Here is a 19,561-nt window from a genome sequence, read left to right as displayed (position 1 = left end):
CGGCCGGGACCGCTGTACGTTCCTACGACATGTCACGCAAGACGAACGCACCGTAGCCAAGCGGGCCCATCCCCCCTATTTTGTGCCCGTGCAGCACACCGCCGCGTCGCATCAGCCCACCCCTCCGTTCAACGCCCCGGCCGCCCGCCGCCTTCGTGAGGCACTGGGCATGGCCCCGGGCCATGTCGCGTACGGCATGCGCGCGTCCTACGGGCTCGCGCACATCACCCCGGAGACGATCCTCGCCTGGGAGCGCGGCGACGCGGCGCCGCTGGCGGGTGAGCTCACCGCGCTCGCCGGGGCGCTGTGGTGTTCGCCGGGCGAGCTGATCGGCGCGCCCCGCACGCTGCGCGAACACCGGCTCGCGCTCGGGCTCGCCCCGGAGGACGTGGCGCGCGAGGCCGGCGTGGAGATCCACGCGTACCTGCGGATGGAGGAGACCGGCGACTGGCGGGGCAACGAGCGCCAGTCGAGCGCGCTCGCCGGGACGCTGCGGCTCGCGCCGCGCGCGTTCTCGACGGTGACCGGCCGGGACACCCAGCTGGCGGAGCTGCTGCGCAGCGCGGCGACCACGCGCTGGCAGGCGTACGTGCGGCCGCTGACCCGGCTCGTACCGGTGCAGCGGCGCGAGGCGGAGGACGTGCTGCACGAGATGCACCTGGAGTACCAGGCGCTGATGACCTCCACGCTGAGCTGGGGCGGCGGCACCTCGGCGGATTCGGGCGACGCGGGCCGCGATTTCCTGGACCGCATCCTGGACGAGTTCTGGTCCCGAATCCGCCACGCCTGAGCCCGGCGCCCGGGGGCGGCACGGAGTGCGCCCCTCAGGGGCGCGGGGAACCGCGCGAGCAACCACGCACGGGCGTCGCACCCGGCTACGTACCTCACCCCGCAGACGCGACGCCGCGCAAACCGACCCCGCGCCTAGAAGACGGACTCCGCCTCCTCGATCCGGTCCGCCGGGACGGTCTTGAGCTCGGTGACCGCCTCAGCCAGCGGCACCATCGTGATGTCGGTGCCGCGCAGCGCGGTCATCCGCCCGAACTCCCCGCGGTGCGCGGCCTCCACCGCGTGCCACCCGAACCGCGTGGCGAGCACCCGGTCGTACGCGGTCGGCGTCCCCCCGCGCTGCACATGGCCGAGGATGACGGGCCGCGCCTCCTTGCCGAGCCGGGACTCCAGCTCGTAGGCGAGGGCGGTGCCGATGCCCTGGAAGCGCTCGTGGCCGAACTGGTCGATCGCGCCCTTGCCGTAGTCCATCGTGCCGTCGGCGGGGTGCGCGCCCTCGGCGACGCAGATGACGGCGAACTTCTTGCCGCGGGCGAACCGCTCCTCGACCATCTTGACCAGGTCGGCCGGGTCGAAGGGCCGCTCGGGCAGGCAGATGCCGTGCGCGCCGCCGGCCATCCCGGACTCCAGGGCGATCCAGCCCGCGTGCCGGCCCATGACCTCGACGACCATCACCCGCTGGTGGGACTCGGCGGTCGTCTTGAGCCGGTCCATCGCCTCGGTGGCGACGCCGACGGCCGTGTCGAAGCCGAAGGTGCGGTCGGTGGAGGAGATGTCGTTGTCGATCGTCTTCGGGACGCCGACCACGGGCAGCCCCGCGTCGGAGAGCATCCGGGCCGCGGTGAGCGTGCCCTCGCCGCCGATCGGGATGAGCACGTCGAAGCCGCCGGCCTCGGCGAGCTGCTTGACGTCCTCGCAGGCCGCGCGGAACTTGTCTCGCTCCAGGCGGGACGAGCCCAGGATGGTGCCGCCACGGGCGAGTATGCCGCTGACCGCGTTGAGATCGAGGGGCCGGGCGCGGCCGTCGAGGAGGCCCGCGTAACCGTCCTCGAAGCCGATCACCTCGTCGCCGTAGTGCGTGACGGCGCGGTGCACGACCGACCGGATCACTGCGTTCAGTCCAGGGCAGTCGCCGCCTGCGGTCAGAACTCCGATGCGCATCGTGCTGTGTCTCCTGCTCGCTGCCGGTACGTGTGAGCCACGGCAATTCTTCCACGCTCCAGGAGGCGGTGCGTTCGCCCGCGCCGCCGGGGGGAGCTTCGGCATGCTGTCCCAGGGCACTCGGACCGCGCTGTACAGGACGTTCGCCCGGGGGGCGACTTACCCACCCCCAGAGGTATTGTCAAGAGGGCACAGCCTTCATTACGGCCATTTTTTTGGCCTCGACGGAGACGGAGAGCACGCGTGACGCGCAGCGTGTACGTGACCGGGATCGAGCGGGGCGACGGCCGCCAGGTCGTCGAGCTGGGGGTGATGGAGCTGCTGACCCGCCAGGTCGACCGGGTGGGTGTCTTCCGTCCCCTCGTCCACGACGGCCCCGACCGCCTCTTCGACCTGCTGCGCTCCCGCTACCGGCTCTCCCAGGACCCGGCGAGCGTGTACGGCCTCGCCTACGACGAGGCCTCGGCGGTCCAGGCCGAGCGGGGCACCGACGAGCTGCTCTCGCGCCTGGTCGACCGGTTCCACGCGGTGGCCCGGGAGTACGACGTCGTGCTCGTGCTCGGCACCGACTACGCCGACACCCAGCTCCCGGACGAGCTGGCGCTGAACGCGCGGCTCGCGAACGAGTTCGGGGCGTCCGTCATCCCGGTGGTCGGCGGCCGCAAGCAGCCGGCCGAGTCGGTGCACGCCGAGACCCGCAACGCCTACCGCGCCTACGACGGCCTGGGCTGCGACGTGCTCGCGATGATCGTCAACCGGGTCGCCGCCGAGGACCGCGACGGCATCCAGGAGAAGCTCACGGCCCATCTGCCGGTGCCCACCTTCGTCCTGCCCGACGAGCCCGCGCTCTCCGCGCCGACCGTCTCCCAGATCACCCACGCCCTGGGCGGCACAGTGCTGCTCGGCGACGGCGCGGGGCTGGCCCGTGACGCCCTGGACTTCGTCTTCGGCGGCGCCATGCTGCCGAACTTCCTGAACGCCCTGACCCCGGGCTGCATGGTCGTCACCCCGGGCGACCGCGCGGACCTGGTGGTCGGCTCGCTCGCCGCGCACAGCGCCGGCACCCCGCCCATCGCGGGCGTCCTGCTGACCCTGAACGAGCGGCCCGGCGAGGAGATCCTCAAGCTCGCCGACCGGCTCGCGCCGGGCACGCCGGTGGTCGCGGTGGCCGGCGGCTCGTTCCCCACGGCGGCCGAGCTCTTCGCCCTGGAGGGCAAGCTGAACGCGGCGACGCCCCGCAAGGCGGAGACGGCCCTCGGCCTCTTCGAGCGGTACGTCGACACGGCCGGGCTGCTCAGGACGATCCAGGCGCCCGCGACCGACCGCGTCACGCCGATGATGTTCGAGCACAAGCTGCTGGAGCGGGCCCGCGCCGACAAGCGCCGCGTCGTGCTGCCCGAGGGCACCGAGGAGCGGGTGCTGCGCGCCGCCGACGTGCTGCTGCGCCGCGGCGTCTGCGGCCTGACCCTGCTCGGTCCGGTAGAGCAGATCCGCAAGAAGGCCGCGGACCTCGGCGTCGATCTCGCGGACGCCGAGCTGATCGACCCGCAGACGCACGAGCTGCGCGACCGGTTCGCCACCGTGTACGCGCAGCTGCGCGCCCACAAGGGCGTCACGGTGGAGCTGGCGCACGACGTGGTCGCCGACGTGAACTACTTCGGCACGCTGATGGTCCAGGAGGGGCTGGCCGACGGCATGGTCTCCGGCTCCGTACACTCCACGGCCGCGACCATCCGGCCCGCCTTCGAGATCATCAAGACGAAGCCGGACGCGGCGATCGTCTCCTCCGTCTTCTTCATGTGCCTGGCCGACAAGGTCCTCGTCTACGGCGACTGCGCCGTGAACCCGGACCCGGACGCGCGCCAGCTCGCCGACATCGCCATGCAGTCCGCGGTCACCGCCGAGCAGTTCGGGGTCGACCCGCGGATCGCGATGCTGTCGTACTCGACGGGCACCTCCGGCTCCGGCGCCGACGTGGACAAGGTCCGCGAGGCGACCGAGCTGGTCCGCGAGCGCCGCGGCGACCTGCGGATCGAGGGGCCGATCCAGTACGACGCGGCGGTCGAGCCGAGCGTCGCGGCCACCAAGCTGCCGGGCTCCGAGGTGGCGGGCCAGGCCAGCGTGCTGATCTTCCCGGACCTCAACACCGGCAACAACACCTACAAGGCCGTGCAGCGCTCGGCCGGCGCGATCGCCGTCGGTCCGGTCCTCCAGGGCCTGCGCAAGCCGGTCAACGACCTGTCCCGCGGCGCGCTCGTGCAGGACATCGTGAACACCGTCGCCATCACGGCGATCCAGGCCCAGACGCCGGCCAACTGAACCCTCGTACCCGACGAAAAAGGCACTCCTTTCCGTGAACGCGACCCGAGTCCTCGTCCTCAACTCCGGCTCCTCGTCGGTGAAGTACCAGCTTCTCGACATGCGTGACAGCTCCCGGCTCGCGGCCGGGCTCGTCGAGCGCATCGGGGAGGAGACCTCGCGCCTCAAGCACACGCCGCTGACCGGCGAGGGCGGCGAGGCCCGTGAGCACAGCCGGCCGATCGCCGACCACGAGGAGGCCCTGAAGGCGGTCGCCGAGGAGCTGGCCCGGGACGGGCTCGGCCTCGACTCCCCCGATCTGGCCGCGATCGGCCACCGCGTGGTCCACGGCGGCCTCTTCTTCTCCGAGCCGACCGTGATCGACGACGCGGTGCTCAAGGAGGTGGAGCGGCTGATCCCGGTGGCGCCGCTGCACAACCCGGCCAACCTGACGGGCATCCGCACGGCGATGGCGCTCCGCCCGGACCTGCCGCAGGTCGCGGTCTTCGACACGGCGTTCCACACGACGATGCCGGAGTCGGCGGCGCGGTACGCGATCGACGTGAAGACCGCCGACGAGCACCGGGTGCGCCGCTACGGCTTCCACGGCACCTCGCACGCCTACGTCTCGCGCCGGGCGGCGCGGCTGCTCGGCAAGGAGCCGGAGGACGTGAACGTCATCGTGCTGCACCTGGGCAACGGCGCGTCGGCGTCCGCGGTCCGCGGCGGCCGGTGCGTGGACACGTCGATGGGGCTCACCCCGCTCGAGGGGCTGGTGATGGGGACGCGTTCAGGCGACATCGACCCGGCCGTCATCTTCCATCTGATGCGGGTGGGCAACATGTCCGCGGACGAGATCGACGACCTCCTCAACAAGAAGAGCGGCCTGATCGGACTCTGCGGGGACAACGACATGCGGGAGATCCGCCGCCGGATCGACGAGGGCGACCAGGAGGCGCAGCTCGCCTTCGACATCTACATCCACCGCCTGAAGAAGTACATCGGTGCCTACTACGCGGTGCTCGGCCGGGTGGACGCGGTCGTGTTCACCGCCGGGGTGGGGGAGAACGCGGCGCCGGTGCGGGAAGCTGCGGTCGCGGGCCTGGAGGAGCTGGGGCTCGCGGTCGACGGCGCGCTCAACTCCGTACGTTCCGACGAGGCCCGGCTCATCTCGCCCGAGTACGCCCGGGTCGCCGTCGCGGTGGTCCCCACGGACGAGGAGCTGGAGATCGCCCGGCAGACCTACGCGCTGGTCGCCCCGCGCAACGACTGAGCACCCGCCCGCCCATTTGTAGATTCCACCAGACGGAATATTCCGTAGCGAAACAAACCGATAGGATCGCCCCCATGCGCCGTTCCAAAATCGTCTGCACGCTGGGCCCAGCCGTCGACTCCGAAGAGCAGCTCGTCTCGCTGATCGAAGCCGGTATGAACGTGGCCCGCTTCAACTTCAGCCACGGCTCGCACGCCGAGCACCAGGGTCGTTACGACCGGGTGCGCGCCGCCGCCGGGAAGACCGGCCGCGCGGTGGGCGTCCTCGCCGACCTCCAGGGCCCGAAGATCCGTCTGGAGACCTTCGCCGAGGGCCCCGTCGAGCTGGTGCGCGGTGACGAGTTCACCATCACCACCGAGGACGTGCCCGGTGACAAGTCGATCTGCGGCACCACCTACAAGGGGCTGCCCGGCGACGTCTCCAAGGGCGACCAGGTCCTGATCAACGACGGCAACGTCGAGCTGCGCGTCGTCGAGGTCGACGGGCCGCGCGTGAAGACGATCGTCGTCGAGGGCGGTGTCATCTCCGACCACAAGGGCATCAACCTGCCCGGTGCGGCCGTCAACGTGCCCGCCCTGTCGGAGAAGGACATCGATGACCTGCGCTTCGCGCTGCGGATGGGCTGCGACATGGTCGCCCTGTCCTTCGTGCGTGACGCGAGCGACGTCAAGGACGTCCACAAGGTGATGGACGAGGAGGGCCGCCGGGTCCCCGTCATCGCCAAGGTGGAGAAGCCGCAGGCCGTCGCCAACATGGAGGGCGTCGTCGCGGCGTTCGACGCCGTCATGGTCGCCCGTGGCGACCTGGCCGTCGAGTACCCGCTGGAGAAGGTCCCGATGGTGCAGAAGCGCCTCGTGGAGATGTGCCGCCGCAACGCCAAGCCGGTGATCGTCGCGACCCAGATGATGGAGTCGATGATCACCAACTCGCGCCCCACGCGCGCCGAGGCGTCCGACGTCGCCAACGCGATCCTGGACGGCGCCGACGCGGTCATGCTGTCGGCCGAGTCCTCGGTCGGCGCCTACCCGATCGAGACCGTCAAGACGATGTCGAAGATCGTCCAGGCGGCCGAGGTCGAGCTGCTCTCCAAGGGCCTTCAGCCGCTGGTGCCCGGCAAGAAGCCGCGTACCCAGGGCGGTTCGGTGGCCCGTGCCGCCGCCGAGATCGCCGACTTCCTGAGCGCGGAGGCGCTGGTCGCCTTCACGCAGTCCGGTGACACGGCCCGCCGCCTGTCCCGCTACCGCGCGGCCCAGCCGATCCTCGCCTTCACCACGGACGAGAACACCCGCAACCAGCTCTCGCTGAGCTGGGGCGTGGAGTCCTACGTCGTGCCGCACGTGGACAACACGGACGCCATGGTCGAGCTGGTCGACGCCGAGCTGGTGCGGCTGAACCGCTTCAACGACGGCGAGACCGTGGTCATCACCGCCGGTTCGCCCCCCGGCGTCCCCGGCACCACCAACATGGTCCGGGTGCACCACCTGGGCGGCGGCGACCGCGACTGACGCACCACCGCTCGCAGCACACGCGCCGAGGGCGCCCCCGGTACGAGACAGGGGGCGCCCTCGGCGTCTGTGCGGCTCCCGGAACGGGCCGTGCGGGTCGGGGTCAGCTGTTCTCGACCGTGGTGTGCAGTCCCGGCACGTGCAGGGTGCCGCCGAACTGGGCGGCCTGCGTCACCTTCACGTTGGTGAAGTAGAGGATCGGCAGGTTGATCGGCGGCGGGTTGTCCGCGTTGAACGTCATGGGGATGAGCCCGAGCAGGTTGCCCGACAGCTCCTCCGTGTACATGGTGGTCTTCCCGTCCCGGATGGTGGACGTGGAGCCCTTGTCCGAGCGGATGTGGAAGTACTTCCCGTCGGGCCCGGGGGCGATCTGGTGCAGATCCCCGATGTCCGTCCCGTTGGAGATGACGTACTTCATGACCCGCTTGGTGGAGCCGTCGGCCATCCGGACGTCCACCAGGCCCTGGTAGTCCGCACCCTTGAGCAGGAGCGAGCTGGCCTGCAGCTTCCAGACGTCGTTGGGCAGTTGCGCCGGGGTGTCCTCGTCTGCCCCCTCGGCGTCGGTGGCGACCGGGCAGTCGTCCGGGATGCCGCTGGCGGAAGGAGACGGGGTCGCCGCGTCCTCGGCCTTCTTCGCGGCGTCCTCGGTGGCCTTGTCGACGCTGTCCTTGGTGTCCTTGACCGCGTCGCCGGCCTTGCCGGCCGTGTCCTTGACCGTGTCGCCGACGCCGTCGACGGTGTCCTTGGCTGCGGAACCCAGGTCCTTGGAGTCCTGATCCTTGGAGTCCTGGGCCGTGGAACCCTGCGCGGCACCGGATCCGGTGGCCGACGCCGACGGGCTGGGAGAAGGGCTAGCCGTCTCCTTGTCCTTCGGCGTGAACAGGTCCTTCAGCGCGTCGCCCACACCCAGCGGGTCGAGCGGGTTCTTGGTCTCGGACTTCGAGGGGGACGGCGTGGCCGTGGTGGCGCCCGCGGACTTCGTCCCGGAGGAGGCCGACGGCGACGGGGTCGGCTGTGCCGCCTTCTCGGAGCCGGTGTCCTTGCCCGGGTCCTCGGCGCCGTCCTTGCCCTGATCGGTGCCCTTGGCGGTGTCCTTGGCCGGACCCTTGTCGCTGTCCTTGCCGGTGGACGCGGAGGCGGACGGCTTCGGGGTCGTGGACTCCTCGGCCTTGTCCTTGCCGGTCTTGCCGTCGGCGCCACCGCTCTTGGCGTCGCGCTCCGCCTCGACCGCGTCGGCGCACGCCTTGTAATCGTCCGCCGAGAATTTGGTCGGGTTGTCCTTGGCCGACGCCAGCGTGGGCGTCAGACCGAGTCCCATCAGTACGGCCGTGGGCATGGCCGCGATGGCTATCGCCTTGCCCGCGGGCATGTGCAGCCTGGTGAAAAGATGCTTCCTCGGTGCTGCATGCCGCGGCCCGGTTCTCGCACGAGAATCCACCATGGGGTCCTCGTGGTGCACCTCGTCAGCCGGCACGGTGCCTCCCGTTCGTCCCGTTCTCCGGGCTCGTCCCTGACACATCGTCGTTTGCGCCCGCGACCCGGTAGGTGGCTCCCGCGACCGGCGGCACGCCGCCCTGGTCCTGACTCCCGGCGCCGTCACCGCCCCGCGTGGTTGCCTCGGCCGCCTCGTCGCGCGGCCGCCCCGGCGCCCAGGCGACGCCGAGGGCGCCGCCGATCAGGGCGAGCAGGAAGCCGATGACGAAACCGCCGAAGTTGGAGACCACCAGGGAGACCAGGGCGAGAAGAATCGCCGCCACACCCGCGAACACCCGGGAGTGCGGCTGGAACCACATCGTCAGGCCGAGCACCACCAGCAGGACCCCGATGATGAGCGACCCGGCCCCCGCCGTCGTCGCCATCCGGATCGTCATGCTGCCGAGCGTCAGATTCGCGTACGGGAAGTACATGATGGGAATGCCGCCGAGGATGGCCAGCAGGCCACCCCAGAACGGGCGCTGACCGCGCCACCCTCGGAACGACTGGCGCATGTTACCCGTCTTCGGGCTCCGCCCTGCGTGCGCTTCGGCGCTCATCTCGTACAGCTCCTCGGGAATGGCGTTGCTCTGTGGTGACGATGGCTGGCCGGTTCCGGGCACGGGGACGACTCGGAGCGTTACCCGTCCGCCCCCGCGCCCGGCCGTTCAGCGCATCACGTGCCTAGTCCCGGGCCCTGAGCGGACCCTTGCGGACTAGTAGCACTCGTGCTTGCCCTTCTGGACACTCATCTTGAGGCCAGAGAGCTTGAACGTGGCGGCCGTCGTGGCCCACGCCCGCTGCTGGACCTTCTCGAAGTGCACCGAGTCGGCCTGCTGGGCGAACGAGTTCGGGTCCGCCTTGTCGCCCTGGTGGATACCCGGGCCCTTGCTGGCGTCACCGGCCGCCACACCGATGTCGATGTTCTCGAACGTCGCATCGGTCTTCAGGTCATCGGCATCGATGTAGAGGGTCTTCGCCTCTACCGGGTTCTTCGGGTCGTTGCCGGCCTTGAGCTTCATCGACACATCGCCGAAGACCGGGACCGGCACCACGACGGACTGGCACAGGTCGTGGATCGTCGCCGTCTTCATGCCGACGACGGCGACCGGGTGCGCACCCGTCTTACCGGTGTCGATGGCGCCGTACTGGGCGAAGCCCTTGCCATCGAGAGAGCTGGCCGTCACCTTGAACGACTGGCCCGAAACGCTGAACGATGCCGCAAGCGCGCCCTGGGACAGGGCCACACCTATCGCGGCAGTCGCCGCGACGCTCGGCACCATGACTACGGCGAACCGCTTCCATCTGGTCCCGCCACGAGTCACGGACTTCATGACTTTCCTCCTTCTCGGACGTACATCTCCGGCCCTGACTGCCCCAAGAGCGGCTCAGCCGGGCAGGGATGGGAGAAGTGCTACGTCCTCGGGAAGGAGAGCGCCCGCATCGGAGGCGCATCCGCACCCTGATCACCGGCGATCACCCCCGAGCGACAACCACTGGTCGCACCTGAGCCATCACGCGCAACCCGCTGGACAGGCTCGACCTCACGGTCAAGACCCCCCTGTCCCAGACCGACGGCGCTCCCCTTGGTCCGCCGCCGACCTGCCCGGTGGGGACCCACGACCCCCGCCGCGCGAATGGCTGTCGGACGGTGAGGAGTGGACCGAGCGTGCCCGATCGTGGTGCATTCCCGGCGTGGACACAAGGGGGTTCGTTACTCATGGGTAACGGGCGGATAACCGAACAACGACCGCCCGGCATCGAACGGCGACGCAGGGTGCCGCTCTGGCCATCGCCAAAGTGGTTGATTCCGGTACGGAACCGGGCAGAGGAGAGGGTGTGACTTACTCCAAGTAACAGCGGCCGCATTTACCAAGTTTTGGCAAAGTGCGGCCGCCGTGCGTCCTCGCGGACGAAATTTTCACCCCGGCATCACAAGCCGCAGTGTTTAAGGACAGGTCACCGCGGGACTCAGAAGAGAACCCGGGCCAGGGCCGTACGCGCGGTGGTCACGCGCGGGTCGTCGCTCCCCACGAGCTCGAACAGTTCAAGCAGCCGGACCCGCGCCGCGTTCCGGTCGTCGCCCGCCGAGCGGGCCACGGCGTCGACCAGTCGCCCGAAGGCGTCCTCGACATGGCCCCCCACCAGGTCCAGGTCGGCGGCGGCGATCTGCGCGGCCACGTCCTGCGGCTTCTCGGCGGCGTCCCTGCGGACCTGCTGCGGGTCGATGCCCTGCACCCGCTGGAGCAGTTCGGCCTGGCCGAGGCCGAGCTTGGCCTCGGAGTTGCCGGGGTCGTCGGAGAGCACGTTCTTGTACGCCTGGACGGCCCCCGCCAGGTCGCCCGCGTCAAGGGCGCGGACCGCGGCTTCGAGGAGCGCGTCGTAGGGACCGGCCGGAGCCTCCACGACCGGTGCGGCGCCCTCCGCGTCGACGGCGCTCCCATCGACGGCGATGCCGGTGAGGCCGAAGCGCTCCTCGGCGACCTGGATCAGCTGGTCGAGGGTGCCGCGGATCTGGGCCTCGGGGGCCGCGCCCTGGAAGAGGGGCAGCGCCTGCCCGGCCACCACCGCGAAGACGGCGGGGATGCCCTGGACCCCGAACTGCTGCATCAACATCTGGTTGGCGTCGACGTCGATCTTGGCGAGCACGAAGCGGCCGCTGTACTCGGTGGCGAGGCGCTCGAGCAGCGGGCTCAGCTGCTTGCAGGGCTCGCACCACTCGGCCCAGAAGTCGATGACGACGGGCACCTCGGTGGAGCGCTGCAAAACATCCCGCTCGAAGCCGGCCTCGTCGACATCGATGACAAGGCTCGACGGCGACACGGCGGCCGGGCCGCCGCCCTGGCGGGCCGCTTCGGCGCGCGCCTGCTCCGCCTTCGCCTTCGCCTCCTGGGCCGCCTTCACCGCGGCGAGATCGACGACTCCGCTCATGGACATGTTCCGTGGCTGCATGCGTACAGTCTCCCCCTTCCGCGGACCGTTGTGGGCCGGGTCCCCTCCGTCGCCTCCCGCCGGATTGCGAGGCGTACGGAGCGGACTCGGCCTGATGCGTCGATGCCGGGTCCCCACCCGGCACCTGGTGCGGTACCGGGTCCCCACCCGGCACCTCGTGGTTGCCGCTCGCCGTGGCCGCCCGGGGTGCAGATCCGAGTCGGTCGTACGAGATCGTGCTTTCGCTACGGCTCGTAGCGTATCTGCCGGAGGCGGGGCGCCGGGGGGCGCCCCCGGGTGATCTGCCTCACGCGCGCTCTTCTTGCTACCGGCCGGTATGGTCGCGTCCATGCAGCGCCGCACCCCGCCCCCACCAGGCCGTCTCGGCCGGCCGCGGTCCGCCGCGGCGGACGAGGCGATCCTGGAGGCGACACGGGCGGCCCTCGTCGACCTCGGCTGGTCGAAGCTGACCCTCGGCGACGTGGCGACGCGGGCCGGTGTCGCCAAGACGACGCTGTACCGGCGCTGGGCGGGCAAGAACGAGCTCGTGGTCGACGCGGTCGCCGTCCTCTTCGATGAACTCGAACTCCCCGACAATGGTTCCCTGGCCGCCGACATCGAGGGCGTGGTCCTCCAGTTCGCGGCGATCCTGGACCGCCCGGAGACCAAGACGGCGCTGATGGCGGTGGTAGCGGAGTCCACCCGGGACGCCCCGCTCCGCGAACGCATCCGCACCTCGATCGTGGACCGCCAGAAGCGCCTCGTCCTGGAGGGCCGCGCCCGCGCGGAGCGCCGCGGCGAACTCCCCTCCGACGACGACCCGTTCGTGGCGGCGGCCACGGCCGACCTCATCTTCGACGTGGTGGCGGGAGCGGTGGTGCACCGGACGCTGGTGAGCGCGGAGCCGGTGGACGGGGAGTGGGTACGGCGGTTCACGGCGTTGCTGTTGGGCGGTCTGGCGGCGGCGTCGCCGTAACGCCCTCGGGGGCCCGTCGGGCGGACGCCGGGCAGCGGCGGGGCACGAGTTCAGCGCTGTCCCAGTGGCTTGACGAAGGGGCCGGCGATTCTCTCGACCGCGTCCAAGGTGATCTCGGGGACGCACACAGCCGCGTCATCCGCCATACCGTCCGGCAGTTCCCCCCGCATCCCCTCCGGACACAGAAAGGCCCCGTCGGGAAGGAGGATGCCGGCGCCGATGTGAGTGACGAGGCCGATGAGCACGTCCCACACGGCGCCCGCCTGCGGACGCTCCACCGCCAACACTCCGTCACACAGGGACAGTTCGGCCTCGCTGCCGTCGTGGGCCCGGATCCTGAACTCCTCGGGACCCGTGCTCACGCCCGTCCGCAGATCGGAGTGACGCGCGAGGAAGTCTCGGATGGCGTCGGCGCTCAGACCGGCCAGCTCGCCGCCGGAGAACCGGTAGAGCGTCAGGCCGAAACTCATGAGCACCGCTCCTGCCTGGCTCCCTGGACTCCCGTCGTACCAGCTTCGGTACTGCCGGAGTGCTCGTCGGTCGTGTCCTCGTGTCCGTCCTGGCCATCAAACCTGATAGCGCCCCGGCGCGAACACCCCCAGGTTCTCAGCCACCCACTGGGACGTGTGCTTCAGGCCCTCCGGGAGCGTGACCTGGGGCTGCCAGTCCGCCCACTCGCGGGCCCGGGTGTTGTCGGAGAGGAGGCGATGGACCTCGCTCCCCGAAGGGCGCAGGCGGGTCGGGTCGACGACCACCCGGGCGTCTCTGCCCGTGGCATGGATGAGGGCCTCGGCCAGGGCGCCGATCGAGATTTCCTGGCCCGTGCCGAGGTTGACGACCTGGCCCAGCGCGCGGTCGCACTCCGCCACCGCCAGGAAGCCGCGGGCCGTGTCCGTGACGTACGTGAAGTCGCGGGTCGGGGTCAGCGAGCCGAGCCTGATCTCGCGGGCTCCGGAGTGGAGCTGGGCCAGGATCGTGGGGATGACGGCGCGGGCCGACTGGCGCGGGCCGTAGGTGTTGAAGGGGCGGACCACCGTCACCGGGAGTTCGAAGGCGTGCCAGTGGGACAGCGCCATCATGTCCGCGCCGATCTTCGAGGCCGAGTACGGGGACTGCGGCTGGAGGGGGTGGTCCTCGGCGATCGGGGCCGTCAGCGCCGTGCCGTAGACCTCGCTGGTCGAGGTGTGGACGAGGCGGCGGACCGCGTGGCGGCGGCAGGCCTCGGCGATGTTCTCGGTGCCGACCACGTTCGTCTGGACGTACGCGCCCGGAGAGTCGTACGAGTACGGGATGCCGATCAACGCGGCCAGGTGGAAGACCGTGTCGCAGCCGGCGACGGCGTCCGCGACGCGGCCCGCGTCGCGGACGTCGCCCGCCCAGAACTCCACTCGGGGGTCGTCGAGGAGGTGGGCCAGGTGGCCCTTGTCGGCGTAGGGCTTGTAGTGGACGAAGGCGCGGACGTGTGCGCACGCGTCGAGGAGCAGGTCGACGAGCGTCGAGCCGATGAAGCCCTCCGCCCCGGTGACGAGCACCGTGTGCCCTGCCCAGCTGGATGTCGTACTCATGTGCGCTGCAACTCCCTTGTGTGTCCTGCGAGTTCTATGACGTGGTCCGCCAGGAGGTCGGCCGCCCTGGCGTGCGGGCCCTGGGGTGCGGCCGCCGACATCGCCGCGAGCCGCGCCGGGGCGGCGAGCAGCGGTTCGACGAGGGCGGCGAGGTTGTCGGGGGTGGTGTCGGCGTCGGGCAGCAGGAGCCCTGCGCCCGCGTCGCTCAGCACCCGCGCGTTGTGGGTCTGGTGGTCGCCCGGCGCGTGCGGATAGGGGACGAGGACGGCCGGGACCCGTGTGGTGGCGAGTTCGGCGACCGTCGCCGAGCCCGCCCGGCACACGACCAGGTCGGCGGCGGCGTAGGCGAGGTCCATCCGGTCGAGGTAGGGGACGGCGGCCGCGGGGGTGCCCAGGAGCCGGCGCCGGGTGGCGTCGAGGGCGGCCGGGCCCGTCTTGATGAGGAGATGGACGTCGGGGCGGCCGCGCCAGTGGGCCGCCAGGCCCACCGCCGCCTCGGTCAGCCGCGCCGCGCCGAGGCTGCCGCCGTTGACGAGGACGAGCCGGGCGCCGTCGGGGACGCCGAGTGCGCGGCGGGCGGCGTCCCGCAGGGCCGGTCGGTCCAGCTCCGCGAGGGCCGCGGCGATCGGCATGCCGGTGGTGAACGCCCGCGCGCCGCCCGGCAGATGGGCGCGGCTGCGGTCGAAGGCGACGGCGATGTGGGGGGTGAGGCGGGCGGCGAACCGGTTGGCCCGGCCGGGCACCGCGTTGGACTCGTGGATGAGGCTGGGCAGCGCCGCCGCCCGGGCGCCCACGATGACGGGCGCGCTCGGATAGCCGCCCATGCCGACGGCGACCTGGGCGCCCTGCGCGCGCAGGATGGCCCTGCACTGGGCGCCGGACTTCAGCAGCGCCGCCGGCAGGAGGTAGCGGCGGGCGCCGAGTGAGGGGTCGAACGGGATCATGTCGACGGTGTGCAGGCGGTACCCGGCGGCCGGGATCAGCCGGGTCTCCAGGCCGCGTTCGGTGCCGACGAAGGAGATCACCGCGTCGGGGACGGCCCGGCGCAGGGCGTCGGCGAGGGCGAGCCCGGGGTAGATGTGCCCACCGGTGCCGCCCGCGCCGATGACGACGGACAAGGGGGTGCGCAGAGGGCTGCGCGAGTCGCTTCGCATGAGAAGTGAGCGTCGCGGGGCGCTCTAAGAGGGTTTTAAGAGCCCGGTTTGGCACCGTGGTGACCATGAGATCAGCGAGCGAGCGCGGTGCGGCCAGGGTGCTGGTCGTGGACGACGATCCCGAGGTCCGCTCGGCGGTGGAGGACGCGCTGAGCGTCGAGGGGCACCTCGTGCGGGGCGCGTCCGACGGCCAGCGGGCGCTGGGCGCGCTCGCGCGCTGGGAGCCGGACCTCGTCGTCCTCGACGTGATGATGCCGGTCCTGGACGGACTGGCGGTGTGCCGGCAGATGCGGGCCGTGGGGGACCGGACGCCCGTGCTGGTGCTGACCGCGCTCGACTCGGTGAGCGAGCGGGTGGACGGGCTCGACGCGGGCGCCGACGACTACCTGGTCAAGCCGTTCGCGCTGGACGAACTGGTGGCGCGGGTGCGGGCGCTGCTGCGCCGGGCGGCCGCCGACCCGGCGCCGGACGACTCCCCCGGGACGCTCGCCTACGGCGATCTCGTCGTCGACCCGCGGACCCGCGCGGGCCGGCGCGGCGGCCGGGCCCTGGAGTTCAGCCGTACGGAGTTCGCGCTCCTGGAGGTCCTGGTGCGCAACGCCGGGCAGGTGCTGCCGCGCGAGGTGATCCACGAGGCGGTGTGGGGCCGCGACTTCGGGCCGGAGTCCAACTCCCTCGCCGTGTACATCGGTTACTTGCGGCGCAAGCTGGAGGGCCCCGGCGAGCCGCGGCTGCTGCACACGGTCCACGGGGTCGGCTACCGGCTGGGCACGCCGTGAACGGGGACGCGGCCGAGCGGCAGGTGCGGAGGCGGGCCCGGATCAAGGACCGCACCCCGCTGCGCACCCGGCTCGCGCTGCTGGCCTGCGCCACGGTCGCGCTGATCACGGTGGGCGTGTGCCTGGCCTCGTACGCCGTGATCCGCTACGAGCTCGGGCACCAGCTCGAACTCCAGCTGGCCCAGGCCGCGACCCTGGCCACGCAGCAGAACCGGGGCGAGCCGCCGGGCGTGCTCGCCGGGGAGTGCCGGTATCTGGCGGCCCCGGCCTGCGCCCAGCTCGTCCCCGCCGACGCGGCGGACGACCCCGGCGGGCCGTACCTGCTGCCGGTCACCGACGCCACGCGGGCCGTCGCGGCGGGCACGCGCGCGCCGTACTACACGGACCTCACGCTCCAGGGGCACCGGGTGCGGATGCTGACGACGCCGTTCACGGGTGGCGGGGCCGACACGGCCTTGCAGGTGGCGCTGCGGTCGGATCCGACGGCGAAGGGGTTGCGGCAGGCGACCGCGCTGCTGGCCGCGATCAGCGTGGCGGGGGTGCTGCTCGCGGCGGCGGGCGGTTACTGGGTGGCGCGGCGCGGTCTGGCGCCGGTCGCCCGGCTGACGGCCACCGCGGAGCGGATCGCGGCGACCCGGGACGCCCGGACGCGCATCGATCTGCCGCCGGGGCGGCGGGACGAGGTGACGCGCCTGGCCGCCTCGTTCAACACGATGCTGGGTGAGCTGGAGGAGTCGGTGGCGGCCCGGCGCAGGCTCGTGGCCGACGCCTCGCACGAACTGCGGACGCCGTTGACGGCGCTGCGCACGAACGCGGAGCTGCTGGCGCGGGCCGAACGGTTGACCCCGGCTCAGCGGGATCGGGCCTCCGCGGCGCTCGGCCGGCAGATCCACGAAGTCACGTCCCTCGTCAACGACTTGATCGAGCTGGCCCGTGACGAGGAGCCGCGGCCGCTGGTCGAGGAGGTGGCGCTCGCCCCGCTGGTCGCGCACGCGGTGGAGGCGGCGCGGGCGCACTGGCCCGCAGTCGCCTTCACGCTCACGGTGCTGCCGGACGCGGCCAGGGTCACGCTGCCCGGTGTCCCCTCGCGGCTGTCCCGGCTGCTGGCGAACCTGCTCGGCAACGCGGCGAAGTTCACTCCGCCGGGTGGGGGGCCGGTCGAGGTCGTGTTGACCCGGCGGGAGGTGACGGTGCGGGATCACGGGCCCGGGATCGCTCCTGGGGACCTTCCGCATGTCTTCGACCGGTTCTACCGGGCCGAGGCGTCTCGGGCGCTGCCGGGTTCTGGGCTCGGGCTGGCGATGGCCCAGCAAATTGCTCGGGCGCATGGGGCGGAGCTTGTTGCGGAGGCCGCGGGCGGGGGTGGAGCGCTGTTCCGGCTGACCTTCGCGCCCCCACCAGGCGGCCCCTAAATCTGTGCCTGCACTCTGGCGGGGCTTTTTTGCGCAGTTCCCCGCGCCCCTTATGGGTAGTCCTTCGGCTGACGCGCCGTGGGGGCTGGTCGCGCAGTTCCCCGCGCCCCTGGAGCATGCGGCTCCGCCGCAGCTCCATGGGGCGCCGGGATGAGGCCGCGCCTCATAGGGCGCCAATGAGATGCCGCACGAAGTGCGCATCTCAGGGGCGCGGGGAACGGCGCGACCAGCCCCCACCGACCCGCAGCCAAAAGCGGGCGCACGCAGTGCGCCTTGCAGGGGCGCGGGGAACTGCGCGAGAAGCCCCACGGCGGGACAGCCGGCCCACTACCTGGGGGCGCGGGGAACTGCGCGACCAGCCACCACCGCGGGGCAGCCGAACAGCCGCCCAGAGGCGCGGGAACTTGCAACCCGTCCCCACACCGACCCAGCCCCGCGGCGCACCCCGCAGAACCCAACCCCCTAGAACCCAGCCGGCTCCGTATAGACGCCCCACTCGTCCCGGAGCACCCCACAGATCTCCCCCAGGGTCGCCTCCGCGCGGACAGCGTCAAGCATGGGCCCGATCATGTTCGAACCGTCCCGCGCAGCCCCCAGCATCCGCTCCAGCGCCCCCCGCACAGCGGCCTCGTCCCGCCCCGCCTTGCGCCCGGCAAGAGCCCGCACCTGCTCCCGCTCCACCTCATGGCTGACCCGCAGGATCTCCAGGTCACCGGTGACAGAACCGTGAGCGACGTTGACGCCGACGACCCGCTTGTCCCCCTTCTCCAGGGACTTCTGGTACTGGAAGGCGGACTCGGCGATCTCGCCGGTGAACCAGCCGTCCTCGATGCCGCGCAGGATGCCGGAGGTGATCGGGCCGATGGGGTGCTGCCCGTCGGGGTGGGCCCGCAGCCCGCGCTCCTTGATCTGGTCGAAGATCTTCTCCGCGTCGGCCTCGATCCGGTCCGTGAGCTGCTCCACGTACCAGGCGCCGCCGAGCGGATCCGCGACGTTGGCGACGCCGGTCTCCTCCATGAGCACCTGCTGCGTACGCAGCGCGATCTCCGCGGCCTGCTCGCTGGGGAGCGCGAGCGTCTCGTCGAGGGCGTTCGTGTGCAGGGAGTTGGTGCCGCCGAGCACCGCTGCCAGCGCCTCCACCGCCGTACGCACCACGTTGTTGTACGGCTGCTGGGCGGTGAGCGAGACACCGGCGGTCTGGGTGTGGAAGCGCAGCCACTGCGCCTTGTCGCTCCTCGCCCCGTACACGTCGCGCATCCAGCGGGCCCAGATCCGCCGGGCCGCGCGGAACTTGGCGATCTCCTCGAAGAAGTCGAGGTGCGCGTCGAAGAAGAAGGACAGGCCGGGCGCGAAGACGTCCACGTCGAGGCCACGGGCCAGGCCCAGCTCGACGTACCCGAACCCGTCCGCCAGCGTGTACGCCAGCTCCTGCGCGGCCGTGGAGCCCGCCTCGCGGATGTGGTACCCGGAGACCGAGAGCGGCTTGTACGCCGGGATGGACGCGGCGCAGTGCTCCATCAGGTCGCCGATCAGGCGCAGGTGCGGCTCGGGCTGGAAGAGCCACTCCTTCTGGGCGATGTACTCCTTGAAGATGTCGGTCTGGAGCGTGCCGTTGAGGACCGCCGGGTCGACGCCCTGGCGCTCGGCCGCGACCAGGTACATGCAGAAGACGGGGACGGCGGGGCCGCTGATCGTCATCGACGTGGTGACGTCGCCGAGCGGGATGTCCTGGAAGAGGACCTCCATGTCGGCGGCCGAGTCGATGGCGACGCCGCAGTGCCCGACCTCGCCGAGGGAGCGCGGGTCGTCGGAGTCGCGGCCCATGAGCGTCGGCATGTCGAAGGCGACGGAGAGCCCGCCGCCGCCGGCGGCCAGGATCATCTTGTAGCGCTCGTTGGTCTGCTGCGCGTTGCCGAACCCCGCGAACTGGCGGATGGTCCAGGTCCTGCCCCGGTACCCGGTCGGGTGGAGGCCGCGGGTGAACGGGTACTCGCCCGGCCACCCGATCCGCTCGAAGCCCTCGTACGTGTCCCCGGGCCGGGGCCCGTAGACCGGCTCGACCGGGTCACCCGAGAGGGTGGTGAAGTCGGCGTCCCGCTTACGGGCGGAGTCGTACCGGGCCTGCCAGCGGCGGCGGCCCTCCGCGATGGCGTCAGCGTCCATGCTTCCCATGGAGGCCAATTTACTAGGACGTCCTAGTAAAAGTCGATGGCAAACCGCTCACACCTCGCAGGGGTGTGAGCGG

At 71.6% G+C, this 19,561-nt stretch carries 16 protein-coding genes; 7 read left to right on the top strand and 9 right to left on the bottom strand.

Going from position 1 to position 19,561, the window contains the following annotated elements:
• The first annotated feature begins 88 nt into the window (after window positions 1–88).
• The gene (locus ABZY33_RS28050; protein ID WP_356494472.1) at window positions 89–790 is read left to right on the top strand and encodes a helix-turn-helix transcriptional regulator; all 702 of its coding nucleotides are present in this window, start codon (window positions 89–91) and stop codon (window positions 788–790) included.
• A gap of 134 nt (window positions 791–924) precedes the next feature.
• Here the strand turns inward: ABZY33_RS28050 and ABZY33_RS28045 are convergent, their stop codons facing one another.
• Entirely contained in the window at window positions 925–1,950 is a 1,026-nt protein-coding gene (locus tag ABZY33_RS28045; RefSeq protein ID WP_356494471.1) for a 6-phosphofructokinase, read from the bottom strand.
• A gap of 243 nt (window positions 1,951–2,193) precedes the next feature.
• Between ABZY33_RS28045 and pta the strand changes: the two genes are divergently transcribed.
• The 3 genes from pta to pyk all read left to right on the top strand — a co-directional run bounded on the left by pta (window position 2,194) and on the right by pyk (window position 7,026).
• Window positions 2,194–4,269, top strand: a complete 2,076-nt coding sequence (pta, locus tag ABZY33_RS28040; RefSeq protein WP_356494470.1) for a phosphate acetyltransferase — start codon at window positions 2,194–2,196, stop codon at window positions 4,267–4,269.
• A 34-nt stretch (window positions 4,270–4,303) separates the two neighbouring features.
• Window positions 4,304–5,521 (top strand): acetate kinase, encoded by a 1,218-nt coding sequence (locus ABZY33_RS28035; protein WP_356494469.1) that lies wholly within the window; start codon window positions 4,304–4,306, stop codon window positions 5,519–5,521.
• 74 nt (window positions 5,522–5,595) lie between these two features.
• Window positions 5,596–7,026 (top strand): pyruvate kinase, encoded by a 1,431-nt coding sequence (gene pyk, locus ABZY33_RS28030; RefSeq protein ID WP_356494468.1) that lies wholly within the window; start codon window positions 5,596–5,598, stop codon window positions 7,024–7,026.
• 103 nt (window positions 7,027–7,129) lie between these two features.
• On the opposite strand, the gene ABZY33_RS28025 is transcribed toward pyk, so the two are convergent.
• The 4 genes from ABZY33_RS28025 to ABZY33_RS28010 all read right to left on the bottom strand — a co-directional run bounded on the left by ABZY33_RS28025 (window position 7,130) and on the right by ABZY33_RS28010 (window position 11,451).
• A complete protein-coding gene (locus ABZY33_RS28025; protein WP_356494467.1) occupies window positions 7,130–8,395 on the bottom strand; it encodes a hypothetical protein in 1,266 nt (421 codons plus the stop codon).
• A gap of 94 nt (window positions 8,396–8,489) precedes the next feature.
• Window positions 8,490–9,059 (bottom strand): DUF6114 domain-containing protein, encoded by a 570-nt coding sequence (locus tag ABZY33_RS28020; RefSeq protein WP_356494466.1) that lies wholly within the window; start codon window positions 9,057–9,059, stop codon window positions 8,490–8,492.
• Between the two features lie 156 nt (window positions 9,060–9,215).
• Window positions 9,216–9,833 carry a DUF6230 family protein gene (locus ABZY33_RS28015; RefSeq protein WP_356494465.1) on the bottom strand — a complete coding sequence of 206 codons (618 nt, stop codon included), beginning with the start codon at window positions 9,831–9,833 and terminating at the stop codon, window positions 9,216–9,218.
• Window positions 9,834–10,470: 637 nt separating this feature from the next.
• Window positions 10,471–11,451 carry a tetratricopeptide repeat protein gene (locus ABZY33_RS28010; protein ID WP_356494464.1) on the bottom strand — a complete coding sequence of 327 codons (981 nt, stop codon included), beginning with the start codon at window positions 11,449–11,451 and terminating at the stop codon, window positions 10,471–10,473.
• A gap of 328 nt (window positions 11,452–11,779) precedes the next feature.
• Here ABZY33_RS28010 and ABZY33_RS28005 point away from each other — a divergent pair, with 328 nt between their 5' ends.
• Window positions 11,780–12,406 (top strand): TetR/AcrR family transcriptional regulator, encoded by a 627-nt coding sequence (locus ABZY33_RS28005; protein WP_356494463.1) that lies wholly within the window; start codon window positions 11,780–11,782, stop codon window positions 12,404–12,406.
• 50 nt (window positions 12,407–12,456) lie between these two features.
• On the opposite strand, the gene ABZY33_RS28000 is transcribed toward ABZY33_RS28005, so the two are convergent.
• The 3 genes from ABZY33_RS28000 to ABZY33_RS27990 all read right to left on the bottom strand — a co-directional run bounded on the left by ABZY33_RS28000 (window position 12,457) and on the right by ABZY33_RS27990 (window position 15,125).
• On the bottom strand, window positions 12,457–12,876 hold the full coding sequence (locus tag ABZY33_RS28000; protein WP_356494462.1) for a hypothetical protein: 420 nt from the start codon (window positions 12,874–12,876) through the stop codon (window positions 12,457–12,459).
• A 96-nt stretch (window positions 12,877–12,972) separates the two neighbouring features.
• A complete protein-coding gene (locus ABZY33_RS27995; RefSeq protein ID WP_356494461.1) occupies window positions 12,973–13,971 on the bottom strand; it encodes a GDP-mannose 4,6-dehydratase in 999 nt (332 codons plus the stop codon).
• A complete protein-coding gene (locus ABZY33_RS27990) occupies window positions 13,968–15,125 on the bottom strand; it encodes a UDP-N-acetylglucosamine--N-acetylmuramyl-(pentapeptide) pyrophosphoryl-undecaprenol N-acetylglucosamine transferase (protein WP_356494460.1) in 1,158 nt (385 codons plus the stop codon). The genes ABZY33_RS27995 and ABZY33_RS27990 overlap by 4 nt, the downstream gene beginning before the upstream one ends.
• A gap of 65 nt (window positions 15,126–15,190) precedes the next feature.
• Here ABZY33_RS27990 and ABZY33_RS27985 point away from each other — a divergent pair, with 65 nt between their 5' ends.
• The gene (locus ABZY33_RS27985; RefSeq protein ID WP_356494459.1) at window positions 15,191–15,904 is read left to right on the top strand and encodes a response regulator transcription factor; all 714 of its coding nucleotides are present in this window, start codon (window positions 15,191–15,193) and stop codon (window positions 15,902–15,904) included.
• A complete protein-coding gene (locus tag ABZY33_RS27980; RefSeq protein ID WP_356494458.1) occupies window positions 15,901–17,316 on the top strand; it encodes a HAMP domain-containing sensor histidine kinase in 1,416 nt (471 codons plus the stop codon). The genes ABZY33_RS27985 and ABZY33_RS27980 overlap by 4 nt, the downstream gene beginning before the upstream one ends.
• Before the next feature lie 462 nt (window positions 17,317–17,778).
• Here ABZY33_RS27980 and ABZY33_RS27975 read toward each other — a convergent pair whose 3' ends face one another.
• Window positions 17,779–19,479, bottom strand: coding sequence for a methylmalonyl-CoA mutase family protein (locus ABZY33_RS27975; RefSeq protein WP_356494479.1), 1,701 nt, complete (start codon window positions 19,477–19,479; stop codon window positions 17,779–17,781).
• Between the last annotated feature and the right edge of the window lie 82 nt (window positions 19,480–19,561).

Origin of the sequence: Streptomyces sp. NPDC006552 (assembly GCF_040611655.1) — a bacterium.
Classification (GTDB): domain Bacteria; phylum Actinomycetota; class Actinomycetes; order Streptomycetales; family Streptomycetaceae; genus Streptomyces.
This window is presented reverse-complemented; position numbering and strand designations above follow the sequence as displayed.